Source organism: Dyadobacter flavalbus, from assembly GCF_006149045.1.
GTDB lineage: Bacteria > Bacteroidota > Bacteroidia > Cytophagales > Spirosomataceae > Dyadobacter > Dyadobacter flavalbus.
Window position 1 is genome coordinate 23,125 of the sequence record NZ_VBSN01000071.1, and the last position, 26,929, is coordinate 50,053.

At 47.2% G+C, this 26,929-nt stretch carries 23 protein-coding genes; 15 read left to right on the forward strand and 8 right to left on the reverse strand.

The genetic code is table 11. The annotated features are described in order from the left end of the window. Positions 1-85 precede the first annotated feature (85 nt). Complete coding sequence (bla, locus tag FEM33_RS23215) at positions 86-823, reverse strand: subclass B1 metallo-beta-lactamase (protein ID WP_139014368.1); 738 nt, start codon at positions 821-823, stop codon at positions 86-88. A gap of 239 nt (positions 824-1,062) precedes the next feature. On the opposite strand from bla, the gene FEM33_RS23220 reads away from it, so the two are divergent. The 11 genes from FEM33_RS23220 (at position 1,063) to FEM33_RS23270 (ending at position 11,503) form a co-directional block, all read left to right on the forward strand. Next, positions 1,063-1,290 (forward strand): hypothetical protein, encoded by a 228-nt coding sequence (locus FEM33_RS23220; RefSeq protein WP_139014369.1) that lies wholly within the window; start codon positions 1,063-1,065, stop codon positions 1,288-1,290. Positions 1,291-1,602: 312 nt separating this feature from the next. Next, positions 1,603-3,651: a TonB-dependent receptor plug domain-containing protein gene (locus tag FEM33_RS23225; RefSeq protein ID WP_229214378.1), complete on the forward strand. Its 2,049-nt coding sequence runs from the start codon at positions 1,603-1,605 to the stop codon at positions 3,649-3,651. Between the two features lie 28 nt (positions 3,652-3,679). Beyond that, entirely contained in the window at positions 3,680-5,062 is a 1,383-nt protein-coding gene (locus FEM33_RS23230) for an HmuY family protein (RefSeq protein WP_139014370.1), read from the forward strand. A 117-nt stretch (positions 5,063-5,179) separates the two neighbouring features. Next, positions 5,180-5,728, forward strand: coding sequence for an HmuY family protein (locus tag FEM33_RS23235; RefSeq protein ID WP_139014371.1), 549 nt, complete (start codon positions 5,180-5,182; stop codon positions 5,726-5,728). Between the two features lie 9 nt (positions 5,729-5,737). Further along, the gene (locus FEM33_RS23240; protein WP_229214379.1) at positions 5,738-6,076 is read left to right on the forward strand and encodes a DUF6686 family protein; all 339 of its coding nucleotides are present in this window, start codon (positions 5,738-5,740) and stop codon (positions 6,074-6,076) included. A 24-nt stretch (positions 6,077-6,100) separates the two neighbouring features. Then, on the forward strand, positions 6,101-6,946 hold the full coding sequence (locus tag FEM33_RS23245; RefSeq protein WP_139014372.1) for a heme/hemin ABC transporter substrate-binding protein: 846 nt from the start codon (positions 6,101-6,103) through the stop codon (positions 6,944-6,946). A 4-nt stretch (positions 6,947-6,950) separates the two neighbouring features. Beyond that, positions 6,951-8,057 (forward strand): FecCD family ABC transporter permease, encoded by a 1,107-nt coding sequence (locus tag FEM33_RS23250; protein ID WP_139014373.1) that lies wholly within the window; start codon positions 6,951-6,953, stop codon positions 8,055-8,057. Next, on the forward strand, positions 8,054-8,863 hold the full coding sequence (locus tag FEM33_RS23255) for a heme ABC transporter ATP-binding protein (protein WP_139014374.1): 810 nt from the start codon (positions 8,054-8,056) through the stop codon (positions 8,861-8,863). Before FEM33_RS23250 ends, FEM33_RS23255 begins: the two co-directional genes overlap by 4 nt. Beyond that, positions 8,860-9,906, forward strand: coding sequence for a hemin-degrading factor (locus FEM33_RS23260; protein ID WP_139014375.1), 1,047 nt, complete (start codon positions 8,860-8,862; stop codon positions 9,904-9,906). The genes FEM33_RS23255 and FEM33_RS23260 overlap by 4 nt, the downstream gene beginning before the upstream one ends. A gap of 178 nt (positions 9,907-10,084) precedes the next feature. Then, on the forward strand, positions 10,085-10,384 hold the full coding sequence (locus FEM33_RS23265) for an ArsR/SmtB family transcription factor (protein ID WP_138279493.1): 300 nt from the start codon (positions 10,085-10,087) through the stop codon (positions 10,382-10,384). Positions 10,385-10,402: 18 nt separating this feature from the next. Further along, a complete protein-coding gene (locus FEM33_RS23270) occupies positions 10,403-11,503 on the forward strand; it encodes an NADH:flavin oxidoreductase (RefSeq protein WP_139014376.1) in 1,101 nt (366 codons plus the stop codon). A gap of 278 nt (positions 11,504-11,781) precedes the next feature. On the opposite strand, the gene FEM33_RS23275 is transcribed toward FEM33_RS23270, so the two are convergent. Together FEM33_RS23275 and FEM33_RS23280 are read right to left on the reverse strand one after the other, a co-directional pair. After that, the gene (locus FEM33_RS23275) at positions 11,782-13,608 is read right to left on the reverse strand and encodes a sulfatase-like hydrolase/transferase (RefSeq protein WP_139014377.1); all 1,827 of its coding nucleotides are present in this window, start codon (positions 13,606-13,608) and stop codon (positions 11,782-11,784) included. Positions 13,609-13,626: 18 nt separating this feature from the next. Further along, complete coding sequence (locus tag FEM33_RS23280) at positions 13,627-15,075, reverse strand: sulfatase family protein (protein ID WP_139014378.1); 1,449 nt, start codon at positions 15,073-15,075, stop codon at positions 13,627-13,629. Positions 15,076-15,438: 363 nt separating this feature from the next. On the opposite strand from FEM33_RS23280, the gene FEM33_RS23285 reads away from it, so the two are divergent. Genes FEM33_RS23285 through phbB form a run of 4 tightly spaced genes read left to right on the forward strand, consistent with a single transcriptional unit; the run spans position 15,439 to position 19,316 of the window. Beyond that, a complete protein-coding gene (locus FEM33_RS23285) occupies positions 15,439-16,539 on the forward strand; it encodes a poly(R)-hydroxyalkanoic acid synthase subunit PhaE (RefSeq protein WP_139014379.1) in 1,101 nt (366 codons plus the stop codon). A gap of 12 nt (positions 16,540-16,551) precedes the next feature. Continuing rightward, entirely contained in the window at positions 16,552-17,604 is a 1,053-nt protein-coding gene (gene phaC, locus FEM33_RS23290; RefSeq protein WP_139014380.1) for a class III poly(R)-hydroxyalkanoic acid synthase subunit PhaC, read from the forward strand. Further along, positions 17,597-18,580: an alpha/beta fold hydrolase gene (locus FEM33_RS23295; RefSeq protein WP_139014381.1), complete on the forward strand. Its 984-nt coding sequence runs from the start codon at positions 17,597-17,599 to the stop codon at positions 18,578-18,580. Before phaC ends, FEM33_RS23295 begins: the two co-directional genes overlap by 8 nt. Next, positions 18,570-19,316: an acetoacetyl-CoA reductase gene (gene phbB / locus FEM33_RS23300; RefSeq protein WP_139014382.1), complete on the forward strand. Its 747-nt coding sequence runs from the start codon at positions 18,570-18,572 to the stop codon at positions 19,314-19,316. Before FEM33_RS23295 ends, phbB begins: the two co-directional genes overlap by 11 nt. 117 nt (positions 19,317-19,433) lie before the next feature. Here phbB and FEM33_RS23305 read toward each other — a convergent pair whose 3' ends face one another. From FEM33_RS23305 to FEM33_RS23325, 5 genes are all read right to left on the reverse strand, one after another. Then, the gene (locus tag FEM33_RS23305; protein ID WP_139014383.1) at positions 19,434-21,941 is read right to left on the reverse strand and encodes a phosphocholine-specific phospholipase C; all 2,508 of its coding nucleotides are present in this window, start codon (positions 21,939-21,941) and stop codon (positions 19,434-19,436) included. Between the two features lie 303 nt (positions 21,942-22,244). Beyond that, entirely contained in the window at positions 22,245-23,351 is a 1,107-nt protein-coding gene (locus tag FEM33_RS23310; RefSeq protein WP_139014384.1) for a glycosyltransferase family protein, read from the reverse strand. Positions 23,352-23,353: 2 nt separating this feature from the next. Beyond that, the gene (locus FEM33_RS23315) at positions 23,354-24,223 is read right to left on the reverse strand and encodes a UDP-2,3-diacylglucosamine diphosphatase (protein ID WP_139014385.1); all 870 of its coding nucleotides are present in this window, start codon (positions 24,221-24,223) and stop codon (positions 23,354-23,356) included. Positions 24,224-24,348: 125 nt separating this feature from the next. After that, positions 24,349-25,698 (reverse strand): GH1 family beta-glucosidase, encoded by a 1,350-nt coding sequence (locus tag FEM33_RS23320; RefSeq protein ID WP_229214380.1) that lies wholly within the window; start codon positions 25,696-25,698, stop codon positions 24,349-24,351. A 66-nt stretch (positions 25,699-25,764) separates the two neighbouring features. Further along, positions 25,765-26,682 (reverse strand): cation diffusion facilitator family transporter, encoded by a 918-nt coding sequence (locus FEM33_RS23325; protein WP_139014387.1) that lies wholly within the window; start codon positions 26,680-26,682, stop codon positions 25,765-25,767. Positions 26,683-26,929: the final 247 nt, after the last annotated feature.

A 26,929-nucleotide genomic window follows, 5' to 3' on the forward strand; every position in this document is an offset into this window, starting at 1 on the left:
CAATGCACTTTTGTAAACCGTATTTACTGCCCAGTTCGGTTGTATCAGTATTCCGCTTTCAAATAAGAAGAAGAATCACGGTTTGTCAGTTTTGCTGAAAAAGCTTTATGGTATAATCCAGCAGCGCGGTACTGCCCGACTCGCCGTGTCCGGGAATAACAACCTCTGCGTCCGGATATTCTGCCTTGATTTTAGTCACCGTTTCCGACCAGTCATTTACATTGGCGTCTTCCAGGTTGCCTTTTGTTGCGTTCATTTCTTTAATCAGGCATCCTCCGAACATGACCTTCTCGTCAGGAAAATAACCGATGATGTTATCGCGGGTATGGCCTTCGCCGTAGAATGCGGCAATTACTTTTTTATGGCCTGCTTTGATTTTCAGTATATTGTCAAAACCGTTTTGCGGAACGGCATAGTTTTTCAGTTTGGCTGCTTTTATCGTCAGGTTGGAAGCGTAGGAGGGAATTCCGCGCTCGTGGAATGCATTCAGTCCGCCAAGGCAATCTGCATGAAAATGCGTTGGAATAATGGCAATGACCTTGCATTTCAGACTGTCGTCCACCCATTTTATAAGTTCTGCCGACATGCTGTCATTCACAGGTGTATCAAATATCACAGCCTCATTCCTGTCAAAAACAACCATTCCATTACAGGAAACCTTTCCGAAGCTTTCCGTCTGAAGAAAAGTGGTATGCCGGTATACGTTTTCCCTGACTTTCTGAACGGTAATATTCGGTGAAGTATAACTTTTGTCTGAAACCTTTGCTGTCTGGCAGCCTGAAAACAGTAATACGGAAGCAAGAAAAAGAAAATGTCTGAACATGGAAATCTGGATTTTGACAAAAACGGGTAGTGCTGCAAATTAAATCTTTTTGCCGCAACTCTGATGCACTCATCCTGCAAAACTGTTCGGTTTGTGCCGCTTAAAGCCATTGACTTGTAAAATAGAACATACCAATTTCCGGGCATATTCCGTTTCATTGTTTTTCCGGTTCACTATCCTGGGTTCAGAACCGGGCCGCAGCAGTTTCTGAAGGATATTTCATAAAAACAGTTGATAGAATGGATGAATATTGCAATCTGAAATTTGCGCTGCATAACGGTTCCGATGATCAAAGGATCTTTACTGCCGCTTTCCCCAAATGGAATTTGCCCGTAACCGGAGACCATATCCTGATTAACCGCGGAAATACTTCCGTAATCTTTAAGGTAATCGGCAAAACACACGTTTTTGAAAATGGCAAGTTCAGCGAAATCCTGTATGCCGTTATGCAGGAAGATCATTATTGATTGAAGATCCAGATACGTCTTGCTTCTTGCCTTCACTTCATCCGTCTTCCGGAGATTATGAGGGTTCGGGTATAATTCAATGCAGCCGGGTCTTCCATCCAGCATATCAAGGTTTTAGCTTGTTCGGCAAATAATCAGATTAATCTACTTGCAATCAGACTGCTGCAAACTTTCAGTTGTTGCAGTTCCCATTTGGTTCCTAAAATATTTCACCGCCATAATTTGTATTTAGTATAAATAAGCATTCCTTTGTAAAATATAATTAGTCTAAATAAGAAGAAGCTCTTGAAACACTTGTATACATTCTCATGCATGATGCTGCTGTTTGCATGTACCGCAACAGCGCAGGATTTGCCTGAAAAAACACCGGCAGGAGATTCCTTGCAGCAAAAATCCATTGCATTGCAGGAACTTGTCGTTACAGGCCAGTTCGAGGCGCAGTCATTAAAGAATTCGGTTTACCAGATCCGCACAATAGACAGCCAGCGTATAAGGCTGAGGGGTGCGACAAATATCCAGACGATCCTGAATACGGAACTGGGAATCCGGTTTTCCAATGACCTTACGCTCGGCACCAGCGATATTCAGTTAATGGGCATGTCGGGCCAGAATGTAAAGATTTTACTCGACGGCGTTCCCATGGTGGACCGTGGCAGCACGCGTGAAAGTCTTGGACAAATTGACATCAACACCATTGACCGGATCGAAATCGTGGAAGGCCCGATGTCCGTCATTTACGGCACGGACGCACTTGCGGGCGTTATCAATATCCTTACAAAAAAGCGCACAGAAAGCGATAACCTGTCTGTTAGTGCAAGAATTCAGGAGGAAACGGCGGGGAAAGAGTACAATGCATTCAGCAGCACCGGAACGCACAACCAGAATGTCGGGATTTCATGGCAGCGAAAAGGGCTTCTGTTTTCGGGACATGTAGCGCGTAACCATTTTGGTGGCTGGCAAGGCGATTCTTCGGGCCGTAAAAAAGCCTGGATGCCCAAGGAACAGATGCTTTATACGGTATCGGCCGGTTACCGCAGCGATAAATGGAATGCATGGTACCGTTTTAACGGCACGGATGAAACCATTTATTTTTTGGGTTATGTCAATGCTGAAAACAAGGCCGGCGATGTCGATTACATTTCCAAACGCTGGTTTCATCAGCTACAGGGCGCGTTCAAACCGAATGAGAAGCTGAATTTTACCGGCGCACTTTCCTATACGGATTATAGCCGCAGGACTTTAAGCACCCATATGGATTTCAACACCGGAAAACGCACGAAAGCGCTGAATGCTTCTCAGGACAAATCTGTTTTTACTTCCGCCTTTTTCCGCGGAACGATGCATTACAAAATGGCACCGGCCCTGGCACTGCTCGGCGGAATCGACATCAGCAGCAACAACAGTTCGGGAGACCGGATTCAGGGTTCGCCGACCATCCTTGAATATGCGCTTTTTCTTGCACCGGAATTCAGGATCGTTTCCGGGATCCGGATTACGCCGGGGCTGCGGTTTCTGAAAAATACGATTTATGACGCACCGCCCGTCATTCCGTCACTGAACGGCAAAGTTGCCCTGAGTAAAAAGCTGGATCTGCGGTTCGGCTATGCACGCGGTTTCAGGTCGCCGGCGTTGCGCGAACTGTATTTCAAATTCAAGGATGCATCACATGACATCATCGGCAATGAAAATCTGAAAGCGGAATATTCCAACAGCATGAATGCTTCTCTTGCGTGGCAGCCTGTTGCGAAAACAGCCTTGCGGATCAACTCAACTTTCGGCGGTTTTTACAATGTTTTTCGTGACCTGATTACGACGGGCACCTCGCCGGCAAATGCTGCGGTTTCCACCTATCTGAATATTGATCTTTTCAAGACAACAGGTTTTACGCTTGAAAACAAGCTTTTCTGGAAAAATATACAGGCTACGCTCGGAGGCACCTTCATCGGACGTTATAACCGGCTTTCTGAATCTGAAGCTGAGCTTGGCCCGACTCCGGAATTTACGTGGTCACCTGAAATCAATTCGAACCTGATATACACATTCTCTGAAATGGGCGCCAGCATTAGTCTTTTTTACAAATATACCGGCAGGCGTCCGAGCTATGAAACGGTCATTTCTGCTACAAACGAAATTTCTGCCAGGCTTGCTGAAACTGCCGGCTTTCATATGGCGGACCTGACTTTAACAAAGACTTTCAACAAATACATCAGCATCATCGGCGGTGCCAAAAACCTGTTTGATGTAACCAGTTTAAGAAACACGGCGCAGGAAACAGGCGCGCACAGTGCGGGCAGCTCCGTGCCGATGTCTTACGGCCGGTCCTTTTTTCTGGGGCTGAATGTGCAATGGTCGAAAAATTAAATTTTACCCTTTCAATCCCATATACCTCATGAAAAAAATATCTAAATATCTGTTAGCCAGTTTTTTATTGTTTTCTATTAACGCCTGTAACGATGATGAGCCGCCGCTACCCGACAATTTTGCCGGTTTTGAGGCCAAAGACCAGGGATTTGATAATTCAAAAACGGAAACCGAAGTCAGGGTTACACTGAGCCGTGCAGAAACGGCTCCGGTTGCTGTGAAAGTGAATCTGATACCTTCTAAACTAACTTACGGAACCGATTTCACAACCGATCCGGCAGCAACCGGAAACAGTCTGGATTTAAGCATTCCTGCCGGCGCAACGTCGGTTTCATTTAAAGTTAAAAAGGTGGTAACTTCCCTGAACGGCGATGAAAACATTCTTTTTAAAATCGCAACGGTTGCAGCGCCCGCAGTCGCCGGAGCAAACAACGAGCTGAAACTTTCGTTTTCGGCCATTACTTCCACCGGGAGCACGGCTACATTGAACGGCAAAGTCGGCGATGTTACCTATGCCAATTCCGTTTATTTTGATCTGAGCGGAAACAGTCAGACCGGCGTTGACCGCAAAAGCTGGAACCTGGGCTTTTACAGCGGCCCTGATTTCCGCGTGATTCTGAATCCTGCCTGTCAATCAACGGCAATTGCCACTTCCAAAACCGATTTCAGCGCGGTAACACTGGCCGATTCGGCCGGCGTCAAACTGAACCATGATCCGTCGGATACTGCTTCCGTTCACATTGTGGACGACTGGACGGGCAACATTACAAAAACGGTCATAGCAGCCGTTTCAGCCACAGATGCCGAAAACAAAGTGTATCTCTATTCATACGAAGGAAACAAGTCTGCCGACAAATGGTTTAAAGTGAAAATCAGTAGAAACGGCGAAGGGTATAAAGTACAGTACGCAAGACTAGGCTCAACGGCGATCAAAACCCTTGACGTTGCCAAGAATGCGGATTTCAATTTTGCATTTGCCTCGCTTGAAACGGATAAAGTCGTTCCGGTGGAACCGCGTACCAGAAGCTGGGATTTTTCATGGAGTTACAGTACTTACAATTCCGGATTGAACACACCTTACTGGGTGCAGGATTATGTCGGTATCAATCATCTGGGCGGCGTGGAAGCTGCACAGGTCATGACCGCTACCGTAAGTTATGCTGATTTCAAGGAATCCAGCATTGCGGCTACCACTTTTCTGAAAACCGGTGATGTAATCGGAACAAAATGGCGTGCTACCGCAGCACCCGGCTCTACAACGCCCGCCGGCGTGAAAACCGATCGTTTTTATGTAATCAAAGATGCAGCGGGGAATGTATACAAACTGCGCTTTATCAGTTACACAAGTACCGACGGCGGCGAAAGAGGCAAGCCGAAACTGGAATACGAGCTGGTAAAAAAAGGAGCGTAGTGAAAGTACTACCGACCGTTCGGACCTGAAATCCGGACGGTCAGAAAATCCCGTTTGCAAAAGGCAAGCACCGCGCAGTTTACAATCTGAAACACCCATTAAAAAACCCGTAGAGCCATGCTGAAAATCCTATTACTGGCACTTGCACTGATCGGCAATGCATTTGCGCCAGGTACAGCCGAACCGCAAATCATTCTTATCAAAGACCTGAACGCCAATGCGAAACCCTTTCAGTATTTCAGTCTGGTAAAAGGTAAAGAGGTCTCCGCTGACTCAGCAAAAACTGCGGGCTGGGATCTGGCATTCAGCAAAACAACCATCCTTGTGAACGGCGGCAGCAGCGGCCCGGGAAACGGCGGTGCGCAAATGTCTGAAAAGCGGTTCGACACCATAACCGAAGCGCCACAGCAAGGTTACAAAACGGACAACGAGAACGGAAATGCGATTGCTGGCGGCAGCGGAAACTCGTGGTATACGTACGATATGGGCATTCACGCCATTGTTCCGATTCCCGGCCGCACGATCCTGGTAAAAACCGCATCCGGCCAGTTTGCCAAAATGGAAATCATAAACTACTACAAAGGTGCGCCTGAAAATGTGCCGACGGAAGAATCCAGCTACTTCACATTCCGGTACGTTCTGGCTGATGACAACGGAAAATTTTAACGTAACAAAATGATGATGAACGACAATTCCTTACGCATCCTGAGCCAGTCCGAGCATGGTTACATCGGTCAGTGCAGCTGCTGCGATCATTACAATTTCGTGTTCGGCAACTTCCTCTTTATTTTCACAAAAAGCGGATTACACGGATTTCATAACGTTTTGTATGATAAATCCCAGGTGCAAATACTGGAAATACCGTTGCCGAACGGCAAGGAGGTCATACTTCCTTCGCCCATTCCGAATTTCATGCTATCGTTCAGCAAAAGCGAAATAGATGAGGTAAAAGGCCTGTTTCAGGAATCGCTGCTTGCACTGGAAATTGACCGGATCTTCTCTGAAAATCAGTAATAAAGATTGTATCGACCACAAATTATGTCAGCCCGAAAAAGCAGAAGTACAGCCGTTTTGATGTTTATGCTGCTGCTGAATGCCGGAGTGTATGTCAGCAGCTTTGCCAGGCCTTTGCGTATCGTTTCTGTAAGCGGTACCTTGAGTGAAATCATCTGTGGCTTGGGTCTGGAAAGCCAGCTGGCCGGCGTGGATATCACCAGTACTTATCCGGCTTCATTAAGTAAGATTCCGAAAGTCGGGCATAACAGAAGCATTTCGGCGGAAGGGATCATTGCATTGAATCCCGATGTGATCATTTATACCGATCAGACCATGATTGCACCTGCCGTAATCCGGCAATTGACCGGCAGCGGTAAAAAAGTCGTTGCATTCAGACAGGAATATTCAAAAGCCGGAGCCGTGAAGCTGATCCGCGATGTCGGGAAGTATTTCAATGCTATTCCACAGGCCGAGAAAATGGTAAAAATGCTGGAATCAGACCTAGCCAGAATCCCGAAACCGGCTGCGCCGAAAAAGCTGCTGTTCATTTATGCGCGCGGCACCGGAACGCTGATGGTGTCGGGCACCGGAACATCGCTGGACAAACTGTTCCTTTTAACCGGAAACAAAAATGCCGTTGAAGGTTTTTCGGATTTCAAACCGCTTACTCCGGAATCGCTGCTGGCTGCCAATCCGGATGTGCTGGTGCTGTTCAGCAGCGGGCTCGAAAGCGTAGATGGCGCCGAAGGGCTGCTCAAAGTGCCGGGTATTGCCAATACAAATGCAGGAAGAAACCGGAAAATCGTTTCCATGGACGGACAACTTCTGACCGGATTCGGTCCGAGATTAGGCAAGGCGGCATTGGAACTGGCTCAAAAAATCAACTGATAAAATGACAGAAACGATCAGAAAACCTTATCGTGACACCAATACGATTCCTGCTTTAAAATCCGGAAGAAAGGTTTCCGTAACCGGAGCAGTCTTTTTGTTAGGTTTCATTTTGCTGGGATGCGTTATTTTTTCCGCTTGCACCGGCGCGCTGCCGATTTCGTTAACGGAACTGTGTCAAATTGTTTTATTCAAATCCGGATTTGCGGAAACAGCTGCATTTGAAGAACAGAAATCGCTGGTTTTCTGGATCATACGTTTGCCCCGCGTTTGTCTGGGCGTACTGGTCGGTGCAGCGCTGGGCATCGGAGGCGCTTCCCTGCAAGGACTGTTCCGTAACCCGGTAGCAGATTCCGGACTGATCGGCGTGACTTCCGGCGCTTCGCTTTTTGCCATTCTGATGATCCTGTTCAATGCCAGGTATTTTGGGATCATCAGTGAAACCGGAGGTGCTTATGCGTTGGCTCTTGCTGCCTTTACCGGCGCGGCATTCACGACTTTTCTGGTTTATCAATTGTCCAGATTCACCGGTGAAGGAAATGTAACCACCATGCTGCTCTGCGGAATTGCGGTCAATGCATTTGCAGGCGCCATAACGGGTTTGATGACTTATATGGCTACGGATGAGCAGCTCAGGACAATTACATTCTGGAATCTGGGCAGTCTGGGCGGAGCAACCTGGACGTCGGTTACGGCGGTTGCCCCTTTTGTTTTGTGCACCGTATTTTTTATGCCTTATCTGTCCAAGGCATTGAACCTGCTCGTATTGGGCGAAAGTCAGGCGGCCGCGTTGGGCGTCAATATGAATACGCTAAAAAAACAGATTGTCCTGCTGGCAACGATGGGCGTAGGTGCTTCGGTTGCGGTTGCCGGCGGAATCGGCTTTGTCGGGCTTGTTGTTCCGCATATCATCCGAAGTGCTTTCGGGCCCGACCATAAAATAGTTCTGGTGGGTTCGGCTTTGGGCGGAGCCATCGTCCTGACATTGGCCGACACCGTTTCCCGGACCCTTGTAGCGCCCTCGGAGCTGCCGATCGGAATCCTCACTGCATTGCTGGGGACACCGTTTTTCCTTTACATTCTATGGGATCAAAAAAGACGAAGGATATGATTTCAGTAAATCAGGTCAGTTTTTCGGTAAAAGGCCGCTCTTTGGTTGAAAATATCCGTTTTCAGGCAACTACCGGTGAATTATGGGCGATTGTCGGTGCAAACGGTGCCGGGAAATCCACGCTGATGAAGCTCCTGACAAGAGAACATACACCCGATTCCGGCACAATCGATTTCCTTGGCAAGGATTTGAAAAATTATAAACTGAAAGAACTCGCGCAACTTCGTGCCGTCCTTGCGCAGCAAAACAATATTTCGCTTTCCTTTACCGTACGGGAAATAGTGATGATGGGACGGTATCCTTTTTATGATGCCAGTCCGGATAAGCACGACCATCGGATTGCAGAACTTTGCCTTGAAAAAACGGGTATGGCAGCATTCGGAAACCGCTTGTTTCCGACACTCTCCGGCGGTGAACAGCAGCGTGTGCAGCTTGCCAGGACGCTGGCGCAGATCTGGGAAGTCAAAGGCGGGTATCTTTTCCTCGACGAGCCTACAACCGGCATGGACCTTTTGCATCAGTATGAAACTTTTCAGCTGGCAAAGGAAATGACCATCAAAGGATTTGGCGTCATTGCTGTTGTTCACGACCTGAACCTGGCTTTGCAATATGCAGACAAGGTGCTGATGATGAAAGACGGAAAGGCCCTTTCAGCGGGAACGCCGGAGACCGTACTGACAGAAGGGAATATCAAAGATGCATTCGGTTTGTCCGTGCGCATCATTCAGCCGGAAAGTACGCCGTTTCCGGTTATCGTTCCGGATACAGCTTATAAAAATAATGTCGAAAATATAAATTCATTATGAAAACAGAACTTACAGCAAACCGCTCCGAACTGAAAGATAGCTGGGCTGCATTCAAAGTGTTGAACCCGAAAACGCGCATTCGCGACGCAGCCAGAGAACTGAATACATCTGAAGCCGAACTGGTTGCAACCGGAATAGGAGAGAACGCGATACTGCTGGACGGCGATTTTCGTGAACTGATCAAGGAAGTTGGTTCGCTGGGTTATGTCATGGCCTTGACGCGGAACGATCACGTCGTGCATGAGCGCAAAGGAGTTTACGAAAAGGTCTCTTTTCAAAACCACGTAGGGCTTGTACTCGGGCCGGATATTGATCTGAGACTGTTTCTGGGCGACTGGAAATTCGGTTTTGCCGTGCACGAAAACGACCGTTACAGTCTTCAGTTTTTCAACAGCCGCGGAGAAGCCGCGCATAAAATTTACCTCACTGAAAAAAGCAACAAGGAAGCATACGATACGCTTGTAGCCAGGTACACTGCTTCGGATCAGCAGGTTATGCTTTTTGTTTTGCCAAAAGAAGAAAAGAAGGCCGAAGAGGAAACAACCGCTGACATGGATGTAAAAGCATTTCAGGAAGAATGGCTTGCACTAAAAGATACCCACGATTTCTTTACGCTTTTAAAAAAATATAATCTGTCCAGAAAACAGGCCCTGCGCCATGCGCCGGAAGGTTATGCATACCGGATCGCGCCGGAAAGCATGAAACAGGTTTTTGAGGCTGCATCTGAAATACAGGTGCCGATCATGGTTTTTGTGTCCAATCCGAACTGCATCCAGATCCATACCGGCCCGATCAGGAAAATATTCGTCATGGGGCCGTGGCTGAACATCATGGACCCTGAATTTAACCTGCATTTGCGCAGTGACGCCATAGACGAGGCGTGGGTTGTCAGGAAGCCAAGCGAAGCGGGCATTGTCACCGGTATTGAGCTGATTGACAAGCATGGAACCATGTTCAACCAGTTTTTCGGCAAACGCAAGCCGGGCATTCCGGAACTGCCGGAATGGACCCGACTTGTGGAGAATACAGCGGTGCGGATATAGCGGGATTTGAGAAGCGGAAAGTAAAATGTTGGATTTGAAATGCCTCCTGATCTTTGGATCAAGGGGCTTTTTTTATGCCGTTTCAGCAACTTCTTTTTAAAATTCTTTTGGAAAAACCGAACTAACATCACTTTCATCTGGTTAAATGGTATATCGGAATAATTCGATATACCGATTTATGGATCAACTGGAAATATTCAAGGCACTTTCAAATAAAACCAGGCTGGATATTCTGAACTGGCTTAAAGAGCCGGAAACCAGTTTTCCCGGTCAGGAGGCTTTTGGCTTTAAGCACGGCGTATGCGTCGGCCAGATTCAGCAAAAAGCGGGTCTCACGCAATCCACCGTATCGGAATATTTGTCCATTCTGCAGCGCGCCGGACTTGTAAAATCAACCCGCGTAGGCCAATGGACTTATTACCAGCGCAATGAAGAAGCATTCAAAGCCCTGAGCGAACTTGTGCAATCAAAGATTTAGTTAACAATTTTTTACAATATGAATTCAGAAATTCTGTTCAGGCCATTCAGCCTGAAATCATTAAACCTGAAAAACCGTGTGGTGATGGCACCCATGACACGTTCTTTTTCTCCGAATGGCGTTCCTACTGAAGATGTGGCCAATTATTACGGCAAGCGCGCCAAAGGTGAAGTCGGCCTGATTTTGTCGGAAGGTACTGTGATTGAACGCGTATCTTCTTCCAATGACCAGAATGTTCCGCATTTTTACGGTGAAAAGGCTTTAGCCGGCTGGCAGAATGTAATCAACAAAGTACACGATGCAGGCGGTGCCATGGGACCGCAGATCTGGCATATGGGAGTTATGGACAATCACCATTCAGGCTGGGTTCCTGCAGCGCCGTTTGAAGGTCCGTCCGGCCTGAACAGGCCCGGGTTTAACAATGGCAATACCATGACTGACGCTGATATTGCAGATACCATTGCCGCTTTTGGCCGTGCAGCAGCCGATGCCAAAAGACTGGGTTTTGAAACTGTTGAAATCCATGGCGCCCACGGTTATCTGATCGACCAGTTTTTCTGGGATGCAACCAACCTGCGTACGGATATTTACGGCGGAAAAACGCTGGCTGAACGCACCCGTTTTGCAGTAGAAGTGATTAAGGAAATACGCCGGCAGGTTGGCGACGATTTTGCATTGATCATCCGTTTGTCGCAGTTCAAGCCATCGGCATACACCAACAAACTGGCCAAAACGCCGCAGGAAATGGAAGCATGGCTGAACCCGCTGGCAGACGCCGGAATTGATATTTTCCATTGCTCGCAGCGCCGTTTCTGGGAACCTGAATTTGAAGGTTCCGACCTGAACTTTGCAGGCTGGGCCAAAAAACTGACCGGAAAGGCAACCATTACCGTGGGTTCGATCGGCTTGACAGGCGAGTTCATGGCAGCATTTGCCGGGGAAAGTTCACAGCCTAGCTCACTGGATGAACTGGTAAGACGCATGGACCGCGGCGACTTCGACCTTGTTGCCGTAGGAAGGCCATTGCTTGCAGATCCTTTCTGGGTTCAGAAGATTCACGAACAGCGCACAAGTGAACTCAAAGGTTTCAGTGTGGAAGCCCTGAGCCAACTGGTTTAAATAAATAGGTTCATCAACGGCTACCCGCCAGACATGCGTTTTCATTGCCTGGCGGGCAGCCGTTTTTATTTGCGTATATGCGCGATCGTTGCAAAATCAGAGCCCGTTCGAAAAAAGCCGAAAGCTAAAATCAGTAAAATAAAAATGTAATTAATTTCTTCGTGTCAGCAGCATATTGCCGTGGTCTGAAGTGAAACGACTTTGGCTTTTTCTGTAATTCGGTGTGAATCCATTGTTTTATCCATTTTACATGACGTTCGGTTGGCCGGCTTGTGCCGTTATTTTTCAATTTGCTGAAGAACCTGTTTGGCAGCCCTTACGTCATAATCACCATCTTTGGGCTCGGATACCAAAAGGGAACGCACATTGTCGTACGAAGGCCGGGCTTTGTCACCGATTTTTTCCAGCACGTTCAAAGCCTGGACGCGTGCCATCCTGTTTTTGCTTTTCAGTGCTTCGCTCAATGTCTGCACGGGTTTTTCTGTTTCGCCCAGATTCAGTAAAGCTTCGGCTGCGGCAATGCGGACGCTTATTTCAGGATCGCTGAGCAAATTGTTCAGCTTTGCTTTTGCCGGCGTTGCCGCTTCTTTGAGAATAACCGTTCCTATTACAGCCCAGTATCTTACAACGGCGTCCTTGTCACTCAGTCTTTTTATAATTTCCGGCAGTGTGGATGGATCTCTGGAAGAGGCCATTTCAGCCGTTTCAATGACTTTTTTCAGTTCATATTTTCCGCTGGCCGCATACGCATGCAAGGTTGTTGTTTCAGCGATGGTGCTCAGCATGGCCTCGGGAATAAAGCCTACGTCAGCTGATTCGATCAGCCACTTGTGATTTGCTTCCCGAAGTCTCAGCAGCACACTTCTGAACTTAGGGTCGTCCGCCAGATTATGAATGTTATGCGGATCTTTTTCTGTATCAAACAATTCTTCTGCGGGTTTTTCCTGCCAGAATTTCATTTGTGTATCGTTCAGGCGGCCGGCTTTAAATTCAGTTTCCCACGATGGCATGGAAGGTGCTTTCCAGAGATATTCAAGATGTTGCGCATAGATTCTGTGCGGCATGTAATTCCGGATGTAGCGGTATTTTTTGTCCCTTACCGTTCTGGAAAAATCCGTCCTTTCGTCCATTCGCCCGCGGAAACCGTATGCATAATCTCTTTCCCTGACCTGCTGTTTGCCCAGAAATGCTTTTCCCTGCATATAAGCCGGAATTTTGATATCCGCAAGACTCAGCATGCTCGGGGCAAAATCGTTGAAAGTAACCATGCGGTCCGTAACAGTTCCTGCTTTTGCAGGCGCCAGTGCTGCATACTTTTCCGGAAAACGGATGATCAGCGGCACTCTTAGCCCCGACTCGTACATAAAACGTTTGCTCCGGCCCAGTACGCCGCCGTTGTCACTGTAGTAAAAAACAATGGTGTTTTCTGCCAGACCTTCTTTCGCCAGTTCTTCCAGCAGCGCCCCGGCCTGTCGGTCCATTTCCTCCACCTTGTCGTAATACTGTGCCCAGTCGTGCTTCATTTCAGGTGTTTGCGGATGATAGGGCGGGAGCGGGACCTTTTCGGGATCATGCTTTAACTGATCGTTCGGAATCGGTGTATGGATGATACTTTCATGTGACACATTGAGGTTGAACACGGCAAAAAACGGTTGTCCCGGCCTTCGGTTCTTGTAAGTAGCCTTTACGCTGGACTCATCCCAGGCTTCGGGCTGGTCAGTCGTATTGTAATCTTTTTTGGCATTGTTGGTGGTATAATAACCGGCTTCGCGGAAATAACGCGGGAAAAACCGGACGAAATCGGGAACCGGATAAGTGCTCCGCATATGTTCCGTTCCGAGTGACGGCGGGTACATGCCGGTAATCAGCGTGTTCCGGGACGGTGCGCAGACGGGCGCGGTCGCAAATGCATTTTTATACAAAATGCCTTGTCTGGCAAGATTATCCAGGTTCGGCGTTGTGGCGAAAGTATCGCCGTAGCATCCCAGAAACGGACTGTTGTCCTCGCTGACGATCCAGAGTATGTTGGGTTTGTCCGGCTGTTGTGCAAAAACGGTTGTAGACAGGAGCAAACCGGTTAATAATGAAAGCAGTATTCTGTTCATGGTATGGATTTGTAAATTTCAGAACGGGCCTTTTGCATGGATGCGGTCTGCATGGCTGGCACTTCCCGGCATTTCGCCGCGCCGGCCATTTTGCGGTAAAGTTTCACCTGTTTCCCGGTGGTACCAGTCAGGCGTTATATTTTCGGGAAAGGTATCTCCGGTTTCATCCTGCCATTTTTTCAAGACGGCTTTCAGCTCGGACAAAGGCAAAGCGTAAGCCTTGTTTGCTATTTCATTCCGGGATTGCAAAACGTCTTTGAAGTTATCAAAAAATTCTTCTGCCGGCCGTGGCTTGATAAAAGCATCCTGCTGCAGCGGAGTCAGTTTTCCTTTTGCAGCTTTCAAGGCTTTTGCCGAGGCACTCTGATTGGCATCAATCGGTCCGCCGTTGTCCAGTTCCGGCCTTTTATTGATGACGTACAAAAAATCTTTACTGCGGACAGCACGTTCGTACGCGGCGTAATCATGCCAGTTATGTTCTGCGAAAATGTACTTGCGGAATTCCTTTTCAGGCGACCCGAGCAGTTCCCGGAAGCTTTTTCCCTGCAAGGTTTCAGCCGGTTGCGCACCGGCAATTTCCAGTAAAGTGGGAGCAATGTCAATGCTGCTGACAAGGCTGTTGCAAATCTGACCGGGCCTGATTCCTTTCGGCCATTTCACGATAAAGGGCGTTTTAATGCCTGCATCGTAAAGTCTGGTTTTGCTGCCGGGAAACGCCCGTCCGTTATCCGCCGTGAAAATGACCAGCGTATTTTCTGCAATGCCCTGACGGTCCAGCTCATTCAGAAGTTCACCGATGTAATGATCCAGACGAGCAATTTCATTGTAATACGCAGCCAGATCCAGCCTTGTCTCTTTAGTATCCGCCAACGCAGGCGGAACCGTAATTTCCGTATCCGGATTATGCTTCGGACCGGTGGTTTTTTCCGACCACGGTCTGTGCGCATCGTAAGGTGCCAGCCAGAAGAAAAAAGGCTTGTTTTTCGGTCTTGATTTTAGCAAGTTCATCCATTGTTCTTCGCCGCCTTCGCCGTTTGCTGCTTTGTCAACGAGTAAGGTATCATACGCCCTTTTTGTGGCCGGACCTTCGTGCCATTTGCCGGCAAGTGCTGTAAAATAGGCTTTTTGTTGCAGGATTTCGGGGAAATAGTTCAGGTGAGCAGGCAAAGGCACATGCAGTTCCGCTGCGCCGGTATTATGCGGGTATCTGCCGGTGAGTATGCTTGTGCGGCTGGGGCTGCACGAACTTGCCGTCAGGAACATGTTTGTAAATTTGAGGCCTTCCTTCGCCATTTTATCCAGGTTCGGTGTCCTGATCCTGCTGTTTCCATACGTGCCGATATCATCCCAGCTAATGTCATCGCCGATGATGAAAATAATGTTCGGTGCTTGCTGTGCAGACGTGCTGACGACAGGTACGGTCAGAATCAGCAGCAGGAATGCCAGTGCAGGAAGGTATTTCTTCATTATATCAGTACAATTTATCCGCATGTGATGCTTTGATGGTCAGGCCGGAATAGTGAATACTATACTAAATAGATAGGCAAAGTAAATAAATGATCATGGAGATGCACTATGGTGACCGGAAAAATCTTCGCAGCTGTGAAATGCGAGAAAGGGTATGATACACCAAGATTTCAATGGGGTTTGTTTTGACAAATTACGAAGAGCTTAATAATAAAGAAGTTGCATGATGTGCAGGGTGAATTTGGAAAAGAAAATTTATGTTCCGGCAGTGTGCCTTTATTCCACATGTATCTGTTGACAGTAGTGCGATCCCGGTTTGGTGGCATGATATTAGTAAGCGCCGCCCCAAAAAATTGATATCGCATGGAACAAAGAGAAAGTGTATTTGACGCATGGTACAAGAATACCACCAATTTGGTTGATGGCTGGAAGCACATGGCCAACGAGTGGAGTGATGGGCAAAGTACCAGCTGGGAAAACATGCAAAAGGTCCAGAAGCAATGGATGCAGGGATACCAGTCCATGATGGAAAACATGACTACCGGCAACTTCGGCAATGCCTATAACCCGTTTGGCAGCAATCAGATGCGGGATGCCTTTTCCAATATGCTAAAAAGCGTGGACATTTATACGCGGTTATTTGCGCTGTGGCAGCCGGTACTCAAGCAGATGGAACAAATGCCGTTTGATCACAAGGACATGTGGAAAATGATTGATCCTGAGGCGTTCAGGTCTTTTGTTGACAAGCTTTTCGGTGTTGATCAGGGAACCATCATGAAAGGTTATTACGAACAGTACGGCAAGCTCATGAAGATGTGGATGGCTACAATGGGTGATGCGGGTAGCAGCTTCGGGCCAATGGCCGGAAACGCCATGCCGTTCTTCAGCGGCATGGCGCAGATGAACCCGGAAGGAATGATGCAGTTTTACGGCAGCCTGTTCCAGACGGCGCAAAAAGGATTTACACCTTACTTTGCCCAGACTTCAAACGGTTCTGCGCATTATTCAGAATCATTTTCGAAGCTGGCCGGGTTGTGGAGTGATTATGTAACGAAGATGAGCCAGATGCAGTCGATGCTTTATAAAACCAGCGTATCGGCCTGGGAAAAAGTAATGCAGTCGGTATCCGAAAAGTCTCAGACGGACCATTCTGCCAAAAGCTTCGATGAATTCTATAATGAATGGGCGACGATCAATGAAAGGGAATACGTTACGCTTTTCGCTACGGAAGCGTATGCAGCTTTGCAGGGCGAACTGCTGAAACTGCATGCTGAAATCAGCAAAACGTACGACAAGCAGATGGAAAGCTTTCTTCAGCCGTTTCCGGTTGTTTTGAAATCACAGCTGGAAGAAGTTTATCAGGTCAATCATGAACTGCGTAACCGGATCAGCGAACTGGAACGGCTTATTACGGAATTGCAGCAGGAAGTCAAATCCAATCAGAAAGTAAAAAAAGAACAGTAGCAACGATACGGCATGTATGAAGTTTCACCACACGAGTTTGCCTCGGTAACCAGCAAACTTGCGCAGGGGTACGAAGCACTCAGAAAAATAGAGGAGCTGGACGTTGGAAATACACCGAAAGATACGGTCTGGAAAAAGGATAATGTAACCCTGTATCACTATCGCAGGGATAGCCCGCCTTTGTTAAAAACGCCCGTTCTGCTGGTTTATGCGCAGGTAAACCGCCACAATATGCTGGACATACAGGTGGACCGGAGCTTTATCCGCAACCTTCAGTCGGCCGGGCTGGACCTTTATCTGATCGACTGGGGATATCCTTCCAGGGAAGACCGGTACAATACACTGGACGATTACATCAACGGCTACCTGAATGGTGCTGTGGATACGGTAAGACAGTGTTGCGGTCTGGATACAATCAGCATGATGGGCGTTTGCCAGGGCGGGACGTTCAGCGTGATCTATTCTGCGTTGTATAACAACAAGGTAAAGAACCTGGTCACACTGGTTACTCCTGTTGACTTTCATTCCAAAGGTGACATGCTTTCGCACTGGGCAAGGCACCTGGATGTGGATGCTTTGGTGGACTATTACGGAAATATTCCCGGCCAGCTTCTGAATACCGGATTTGAAATGCTTAAACCGCTGCTCAAAACCAAAAAGTACATTCAAATACTGGACGCCGCAGACAAGCAGGCTCAAATGCTTAATTTTTTAAGAATGGAAAAATGGATTGCGGACAGCCCGAGCCAGCCCGGCGAGTGCTTCAGGAAATTTATGAAAGAGCTGTATCAGCAGAATAAATTGATAAAAGGTACGCTTCGCATTGGTTCCGAGGTTGTCGACCTTGCAAATATTACCATTCCGCTGCTGAACATCTATGCGGAGCAGGATCATCTGGTTCCGCCGGATGCATCCATACCGCTGAATGAGCTTGTGGGCAGCACAGACAAATGTCTGACAAAATTTGAAGGAGGGCATATTGGTGTTTTCGTGGGATCGAGGTCACAGAAAGAACTTGCTCCGGGGATTGTTTCATGGTTAAAAGAAAGAGATCATCATGTTTAATTTGCTAAATACCTGGAATAATTTCTGGAAACATTCTCATACGGCAAGGATGCCGCTTACCGAAAAAGAGCCGGGCGAACGCGTTCCGTATCCGTATGCGGTGAAAAAAATTAAAATCGATGGCGATATTGAAATAGCTTACGTGGATGAAGGCGTCAAAGATGCAGGCGTGCTGCTCTTTATTCATGGAATGGGAACGGGATTGCCAACCTGGCGCAAAAACATGAGCATGCTTACAAAACGTTACAGGTGTATTGCTCTTGATCTGCCCGGACATGGTTTCTCGGACAAAGGCTATTTTCCGTACACCATTGCGTTTTATACACAGTGTGTAATCTCGTTTATAAAAAAACTCGCTTTGCATGCGCCGACTCTCATTGGTCATTCCATGGGTGCGCAGACTGCCTTTATGGTTGCCTTGAAGGAGCCGCAACTTGTGAACAAGCTCGTGATGGTTGCTCCGTCGGGTGTCGAACCATATACCCCGGTTGAAAAACAGTTGCTTATCCAAACAATGGCCGGCGTAGTGGCCAGCGGCAATGCATTTACGCACAACAAGCTTAACCAGATTATGGGTTTTCGCAACGATTATCAGCAGGCTTCCGATTTTGCTTCCAGCATGGCATGGTATACAGATGAAGCCAAGGCTTTCGGAATTCTTTTGTCCCGTTCTGTAGAATCCATGTTGCTGGAAGGAATAGACGGAATACTGGGCGAAGTCAGGCAGCCATGTCTGATTGTGGCTGGAACCGAGGATTTTATAAGCCCGTGGATTTATCTGCGCGGAGAGAATTTTGCTGAGCTGCTGGCGAAGCAAACTGCAAGGATGGCGAATGCAAAGCTGGTGATTTTACCGGAAGGCGGACACTTCGTCCCTTATCAAATGCCGGACGCGCTGAACAAAGAGCTCGTAAAATTTATAGAAGAAAAGCATGCAGTGACCAAAATATTAGAAGAAATTACAAATGGACAGTAACAGCAGGAAAGTAGTACTTGTAACCGGCAGCACCGGCGGGATCGGGATTGCGTTGTGCAAGGCTTTATGTGAAGCAGGATACCGGGTAGTGGGAAATTGCCGGTGCCCTGAGAAAGGTGCAGCACTTCAGAACGAGTTGGCAGAAATGTCACATGAGCTGGATATTGCAATCGGTGACGTAGGCGATTATGAATCTGTGGGACGTATGATCAGATCGATTGAGGAAAGTATCGGGCCTGTAGACATTCTGATTAATAATGCGGGTGTGACCAAAGACAAAAAATTCACCAAAATGTCGAAGGACGACTGGGATTACGTGATCAACACCGATCTGAACAGTGTTTTTCATTGTTCGCGCCACGTAATTGACGGCATGATCGAGCGGAAATTCGGAAGGATTGTCAACATTTCTTCCATCAATGCGCAGAAAGGGCAGTTTGGCCAGACGAATTATTCGGCGGCAAAGGCCGGCATTCACGGATTTACCAAATCTCTTGCGCTGGAAGTTGCGAAGTACGGCGTGACTGTGAACACTGTATCGCCGGGATATATCGGCACCAATATGGTGATGGCCGTCGCTGAGGACATACGAGAAAAGATCGTTGCACAGATTCCGGTCGGGCGTCTGGGTTACATTGAGGAAGTTGCAGATGCAGTATCTTATCTGTTATCCGACAAGGCATCCTTCATTACCGGTTCCAACCTCAGTATAAACGGCGGGCATCATATGTATTGATGTAAAATATGAAAGCCGGATGCACAGAACAAAAATGAAAGTTCAGGAAGAAACATATCTTCCTGAACTCCGGCAGCCACGAACCCACCAATTTACACGAATAAAAAATCATTTCATTCACACAACGCCACCCATCAGCGGGTCCGTTTTTGTCACGGCGCCGGTTTCCACATGTCCTGCGTAACGCTGTTCAAACGATTCCAAACCTTTGATCCTGACGCTGAAATCATACCACTGATGCGATTTGGAAAGGTTTAACACAACAGAAGCCTGACTTCCGGCAGCAATGGATTTTATGCGGGAACCGGTTTTGTAGCTGTTATCGGCTATGATGATTTCGTGCGGTTTTTTATCGTTGTTACGGATGGAGACCCGTATATTTCCGCTGAGCCGGGACGGACCGGCCGTTTCGTAATCACAGGTAACTGCCAGCAAAGGATTGTTTGCGTCGCCTGAGAATTCCCTGTAAAAACCATTCGGGCCGTACACCCGGAGGTGATAAGCGTTGTTTTCAAAATCGGACAGGTTCCATTCATCGTGCAGCGTATCGCCGGCGGCCACGCTGTAATCCCACGAGCGGAGAGTTTCATTCCGGAACGGATTGATTGCGTAAACCCGGAACGGAGAGCCGGCAGACTTACTGCCAAAAACCATATTTCCTGCTTTGAATTCCAGACCGAAACTATTTTCAGCCTGATCAAAACGGCCATTTACGTACACTTCATACGGCAGTGCACAGGCCGGGCGGGTGCCTTTTTCCTGTCTTGGAAAATAGGGCGACTGCAAAGGATCAGCGTTGATCTGCCTGATTTCCTCTGCTGTGAGCTGCCTGAAATTGGCGGGAGCCTCTTTAAACTGAGCCTGATGGATACCTTCCAGGAACGGCATTCTTTCAAGAAATTCCGGCCGCGTGATTTGCTCACCGTTGTAGGGCCTGAAAACAGAAGTAAGGTCGCCGCAGACCGTTCTGCGCCATTGCGTAATATTTTCTTCCCTGATCTTTTTGTTGAATTTCTTTTCCAGAAAAGTTTCCAGGAACTGCAGGGAAGAAGTATGATCAAAAACCTCTGAATTGACAAACCCGCCGCGCGTCCAGGGCGATGCAATGATCATCGGAACACGGTAGCCCAGCCCGATTGAACTTTCGCGGATGTTTTTTTCCATGGTCGAAGGATTTGTTTGCTGGGTTCGCGTGGCAAAATCCATTTTCGGATCAATTCCTGCTGAAACCTTGCCCGTATTTTCCTTGTACGGATTGGGAACCGTAAAAGGCGGCACATGGTCGAAGTAACCATCATTTTCGTCATAAGTAAGGATAAAGATCGTCTTCTTCCAGACATCGGGGTTTTGCAGCAGAATTTCCATCGCTTCGCTTACATACCAGGGTCCAAACCAGGGCTGGCCGGGATGATCGGAAAAATGAGCCGGCGGCATGAGCCAGGAAACCGTAGGCAGCGTACCGTTTTTGACATCTTCCCGGAACTGATGAAAAACATCACCTTTGGGCACATTCAGCGTTCTTTTTTCACCTTTGTCATTGTATTCCATGGCAGTGAGGTCGTGAAAGTGCGGGTCTTTGCTGTTTGTTGTAAATGCCCTGTCATTCAGCTCCTTGTGATGCGGTGAGAGATTCTTGTAACCGTCTTTGGTAAATTTCGTCTGTGCAGTCTGGATGTTGGAAAGCAGCCTTTTGGCGGCGGCCAGCTTTTGAGCGGATTTTTCGTCGGCCGGATCTTTTTCAAGTTGTGCGATCAGTTCCTGTACATTTTCCTTTTTGGACTGAAGATTGGTAATTCCGCCTTCATGCAGCCGTACATTGTATTGTTTGAAATATTCCAGCACATTGGTTCCGAAGTTGCTGAGCCAGGAGCTTTCTTCGCCTTTCAGTCCGTAGCCCATAGTCAGTTCGTTCTGATACACTTTCCAGGAAATGCCGTTTTCCTGAAGGCGTTCGGGGTAAGTAGTCCAGTCCAGTTCCGGAAATTCGTAATTGCTGTTGTTCCACAGATGTGCAATGGATTCGGTTTCGTTTTTCTCGCGCACGGTACCGGTCATCCAGTAATACCGGTTGGGATGCGTGCCTGTTATGCTGGAACAGAAGTTGTGATCACAAACGGTAAATGCGTCGGCAAGAGAATAATAGAACGGGAAATCCGACCGGTCGCAGTAGCCCATCGTCAGCGGGATATTTGCATAATCCTTTTTGCCGGTCTTTTTCACATCCAGCCATTTGTCATATTTTCCATTGTTCATGGCGTCGGTCTGGTCGGTCCAGCCGTGCGGAATGGAGCCCATCCAGGCCACTTTGGTATCTTTGACTTTCAGGTGAAAAGGCATAAAAGTATGTCCCTCCTTGTTGGTTTGAAGCCATACCTTGTTTTTATCCGGCAACTCAATCGCCCGCGGATCGTTATAGCCGCGTACGCCCTGCAAAGTGCCAAGCTGATGATCGAAAGAACGGTTTTCCTGCATCAGAAAAACGATATGTTCGGCGTCGTAGAAAGTGCTTCCGAGTTCAGGGTTTACTGCCAGGGCTTTTTGTATAACCGGCGGGAGCATGTTCATCATAGCGCCTGTGCCCGACAGCAGCGCAGCCTGTTTAAGAAAGTCTCTTCTTGAATTCATATTAAAAAGTGCTCGTTTTTGGCTCAAAGATATCCGGCATACGAATGCCCAATGTTAAGGAGCTGTTATCATTGAAAGTAATTCGGAGTGAAATCTCACTGTGCATGTAAATTGAATTTACAAGCCGGTGCTGTAAAAATGAAAAATCAGGAAATGGGAATAACAGATCCGGCGGAGCAGAAAACCTTGATTTATGCTGAAAACAGGTTTTTAAGGAAAAAGCCTGTCAAGCTGTTTGCTTGCCAACGGAGCAAGCCGATGCAGGAGGAAGAAATAAAAGTTTACTGAAGCAATGTTACCGATTCAATGGTTTACAGGCGTGAAATCACCGGAAATCATTTCAATTTCCTGCACAAACCGGCTTGCCCCGCTTTTGTACCAGTTCCTGAATTTCTCCGATTGATCCTGATGTTTGGGCAAATATTCCAGCATAACGGAAAGATCAAACGTTTTGCACCGGACGCCCGCTCCTGAAATTACGCCGTCCAGTGCATTGCATTCCTGTTCAAAATGGTTTGGCACCGGAACCATCATAACGGGTTTTCCGAGATAAATCGCTTCGCATACCGACTCAAATCCTGCGGTGGTTACAAGCGCCCTGCACGACGCCAGCATGTTCAGGTACTTTTCGCTGTTGATCCGGTGGAAAGTCAGCGTTTCATCAAACTGGAAAACTTCATTCGCTTCCGCATTGTCCCAGAAACAGTGCAGGCTTACCCCGGGATGACTTAAATGCCAGTCGATGATTTTCTGGCTCATGCTGTGATGCGTCATGTAAACCAGGAAAAAATCGCCGCATGTGGGTTTCAGGTCCAGGACTTCTTCTCGGATCAGCGGCGGAACAACCGTTATTTTCAGGTCGTTTCTGGATTCCATTTCGCGGAACGACAATGCAAGCCGTTTGGCAGCAAGCCAGGAAGTAATCCGGGAATTGAAGTTGATGACGGATTTGCTGAAGCGGCTGTTTTCAGGGAAAATAAACCGGGGATGCAGCAGCAGATACTGATGCGCGATACAGATCATCGGTACTTTTGAACCGTAAAGAAAATTGTAAATCCCGCCATATGTTTCATAAAAACAGATAATTACATCCGGTTTTGCTTTGCATGCAATCCTGTTGATGAATTGAACGGCACGCAGGTATTTCGGGGCGTTCAACAGCAGCGTACCAATTGTCCGGCCCAGGTTCATGCCTTTTCCTTTGGCGTTATAGGCAATGCACGGCGCATCGAATTCGTATACAGGCGCCTGGATCTGTTCTTTAAAAAATGACGGAATAATGCGGCCGGCGGACTTGCCGGTCATGGCACCCACTATTTCGTGATCAGCTCTTCTAAGTATTTGTCCCAGCGCAATGGCCTGCGTAAGATGCCCGCGTCCTTCACCCTGAACAAGAAACAGAATTTTCATATTTATAAAATGCGATGGTCTTTGTTGGGGATAATGCCGGTAAATGCAACCTGTTTTTCAGTTCCTGGAAAGTTCTCAACGACTTTAGTCCTGAGCGGCTTGCTGTTTTCCGATTTGTTTCCGGCATGTTGCTGGTTGTAATACAGCAGGCTCCAGTTGCCCTCGGAATCCTCCACCAAAGCACTCAGCGTTTCCACCCAATCGCCTGAATTCATGTACTGGATGCCATCAATTTCTCGGATTGCCGGATGATGGATGTGCCCGCAAATGACGCCGTCGCAGCTCTTGGCCTTTGCAAGTTCCGTCAGTTTTTCCTCAAAATCGGACATATAGTTTACCGCCATTTTCACCGACTGCTTGATCCGCTGCGAAAGTGAATAGTAAGGCAATCCTTTCCATTCGCGGTATTTATTATAAAATTTGTTGATCCAGAGCAGAAAAGTATAACCCATGTCGCCGAGGTACGCAAGCCATTTCATACGGGTTGTGATGGAATCAAAAACATCGCCGTGGGTTATGTAGAAGCTCTTCGAACCTGAATTGAGGATGTAATCCTTTCTGAACTGAAAATGCTTGCCCAGCCGGAAAGGAATGATCTGATCGAGAAAATCGTCGTGATTGCCGCGTATATAGATGACTTTGGTGTTGTTTTCCTCAATCATTTTTAACACTCTTCTGAAAAACATCGTATGTTTCCGTTTCCAGACACCATACTTTTTCAATTGCCAGGCATCAATGATATCCCCGTTCAGGATCAGCTTTTTGCACGAATAGTTTTTCAGGAAACTGGTTACTTCTTCTGCTTTGGAGCCGCTCGCGCCCAGATGCAGGTCCGATATAATGATGGTCCGGAAGTGTGTTGTATCTCTCATAATACAAATATGCTCCTTTCATATGAACCGGGTATTACGGAGAGATTACCAATTTGTTAATGATTTCTACAAGGATATTGCTATTACTTAGAATAAATTGGAGTGTTTGAATTTGCCCTGACCGGTTATTTTTCCGCATTCAGGAAGTCAGCAAACCACTTTCCCGAATTTTTGACTGTCCGTTCCTGTGTGTCAAAATCGATATGGACAAGTCCGAACCTGGCTGCATAACCTTCCGCCCATTCAAAATTGTCTGTCAGCGACCATGCCAGATAACCTTTTACATTTACGCCGTCCTGTTTGGCTCTGAGAATGTTATAAAGATATTGCTGAAAAAAGGCTGTTCTTTCCGAATCTTCAATTTGCCCGTTGGAAAGCACATCTTTGAAAGCCGCGCCGTTTTCCGAAACAATGATATCCTTTATTCCTTTGTATTTTGAAAACTGCTGCAGGATTTGATACATTCCTTCCGGGTCAATTTCCCAGCCCATGGCTGTTGCCGGCGCATTCCGTCTGGATGCCGGAACTTCCGCCAGCCATAGAACAGGTTTGAGCCATGAGTGTTTTACTACTACACTGAAATAATTCTGAATGCCGATAAAGTCAAAATCAAACTGCAATTTCTCACGATCGTCCGGCTGCATGTATTTTTCAATGTTGTTCAGATAGGAAAAAGCATCGGCGGGGTAGCCGAGGCCAAGCGCGGGTTCAATAAAAAGCCGGTTCAGCAACGCATCCGCTCTTTTGGCAGCCATCTTATCCCTCAGTGATCCCGTATAAGGCTTTACAAACGAGCAGGAGACAGCCGTTCCGATGTAGGCACCCGGCACATTCCGGCGTACAGTCCGCCCGCCTTCCGCCTGGCATAAAGAAAGGTGATGTACAACTGGCAGAAAATTGAAAAGGCCTTTTTTGCCCGGCGCGTGCAAGCCCGTGGTGTAACCCAGTCCGGCCACAGCCATGGGTTCGTTCAGGATGATCCAGTTACGGACGCGATCGCCGAATTCGGCTGTGCAAAGTTCGGTGTATTCCTGAAACCAGTTTACAATTTCACGGTTTTTCCAGCCGCCTCTGTCTTCCAGAGCCTGCGGCAGATCCCAGTGGTATAAAGTAATCCATGGCGTAATTTTCAGCTGCAGACATTGATCGATAAGCCGGTTGTAAAAATCAATTCCTTTGCGGTTTATGTTGCCGGTTCCGGCCGGTAATATACGTGACCATGAAATGGAAAACCGGAATTCCTTAAAGCCTAATTGTGCAGCAAGCGCAAGGTCATTTTCATACAAATGATAAAAATTGCAGGCAACGTCCGCATTGTCGTTATTCTTTATTTTACCCGGTATTCTGGAAAAAGTATCCCAGATGGAAAGTCCCCGACCGTCCTCTTTTACGGCGCCTTCAATCTGAAAGGATGCCGTTGCTGTTCCCCAGCGGAAATCGTTTCCAAAGTCTTTTCGGGATAATTGAGAACTCATTTTTTGATTCATGTTCAGGTTGTTCACCGGGTTGTTCCAAAATATATAAAGCGTTGAATGCATGCATCAGATCATCCATTTCAGCTCGGTTGTAAAGGAAATCGTCAGCCACATTTTGTAATCGCCTTTTATAAGGTCATATAATTCCTGCCGGATCATATCCAGTTCTTTTACCTGTGTCTCTGCCAGTTCCTTGGGCAGTAAAAAATCAATTTCAATATTATAACTGCTGCCGGTTTTAGCTACCCGCACGTACTCATCCTTGAAGTGATATTTTTTTGAAATAAAAGCGGCCTGTTCATGTATTTTCTCTTCCACTTCATCATCCGGCGCAAACTGCAGAAGTTCCTTTATATTCTTTATAAAAGTCCTGGCCGGAATCCGGAGAAATAAAACGGAAATAAACAGGACCATGGACGGATCCAGATAAGGAATCAGATAAGCATGGGAAGTATTTTTCAGAAAGTAACCCAAAGATAAAACAAGCAGTACGCCAAAACTCAGAAGCGCATCCAGCTGCCATTCCGTTGATTCAATCCGGACATATTCCGAATTAAGCTGCAAGGCTTTTTTACGGAAATAAAGCCATAAAACAAAGCAGCCGATAATGGAGAAAATCAGATAAGGAAGTGCAATGCCCAGCTCGACTGCCTTGCCGCCGTTCATGATATCGATGACCGAAGTGGCGAGCGAATAAAGACATAAAAAAATGATTACGGAAGACTGGACCGTGATCACGAACGGCTCAAACTGGGAACGTCCGAAAGGAAGATTGTCATCGTCCGGCTTACGGATAAAGTTATTGACGAGCAATGAAACACCGGAAAGGCTGATGCCGACCATTGAAAAAAGAGCATCAAAAATAATGGATTTGGAATCACCCAAAATCCCGACCACAATAGCCCATATGGTTAAAAACGAGCCGGTTGCAATGGAAAGCTTGATCAGTTTTCTTTCATGTATTCGTTTCAGACGCGGATTCATTATCTGGCAAAAGCTTGTGCTGCACTAATTTTAACAAAGTTTCTGATACGGCTATCAAAATCCGTGCTATTCACAACAATCTTAACATGATGTTAATGAAGAACGCCGGTTATTGTTCAATAAATTTTCCGATTTGATACAGAATGACCGCCTTGTAATCCGTTGAGACAATACAGAAAAGGGCATTGACAAATACCGAAAACCGGTTGCATCATTCCGGTAAATGCATGCGTAAAACTGCCTAATC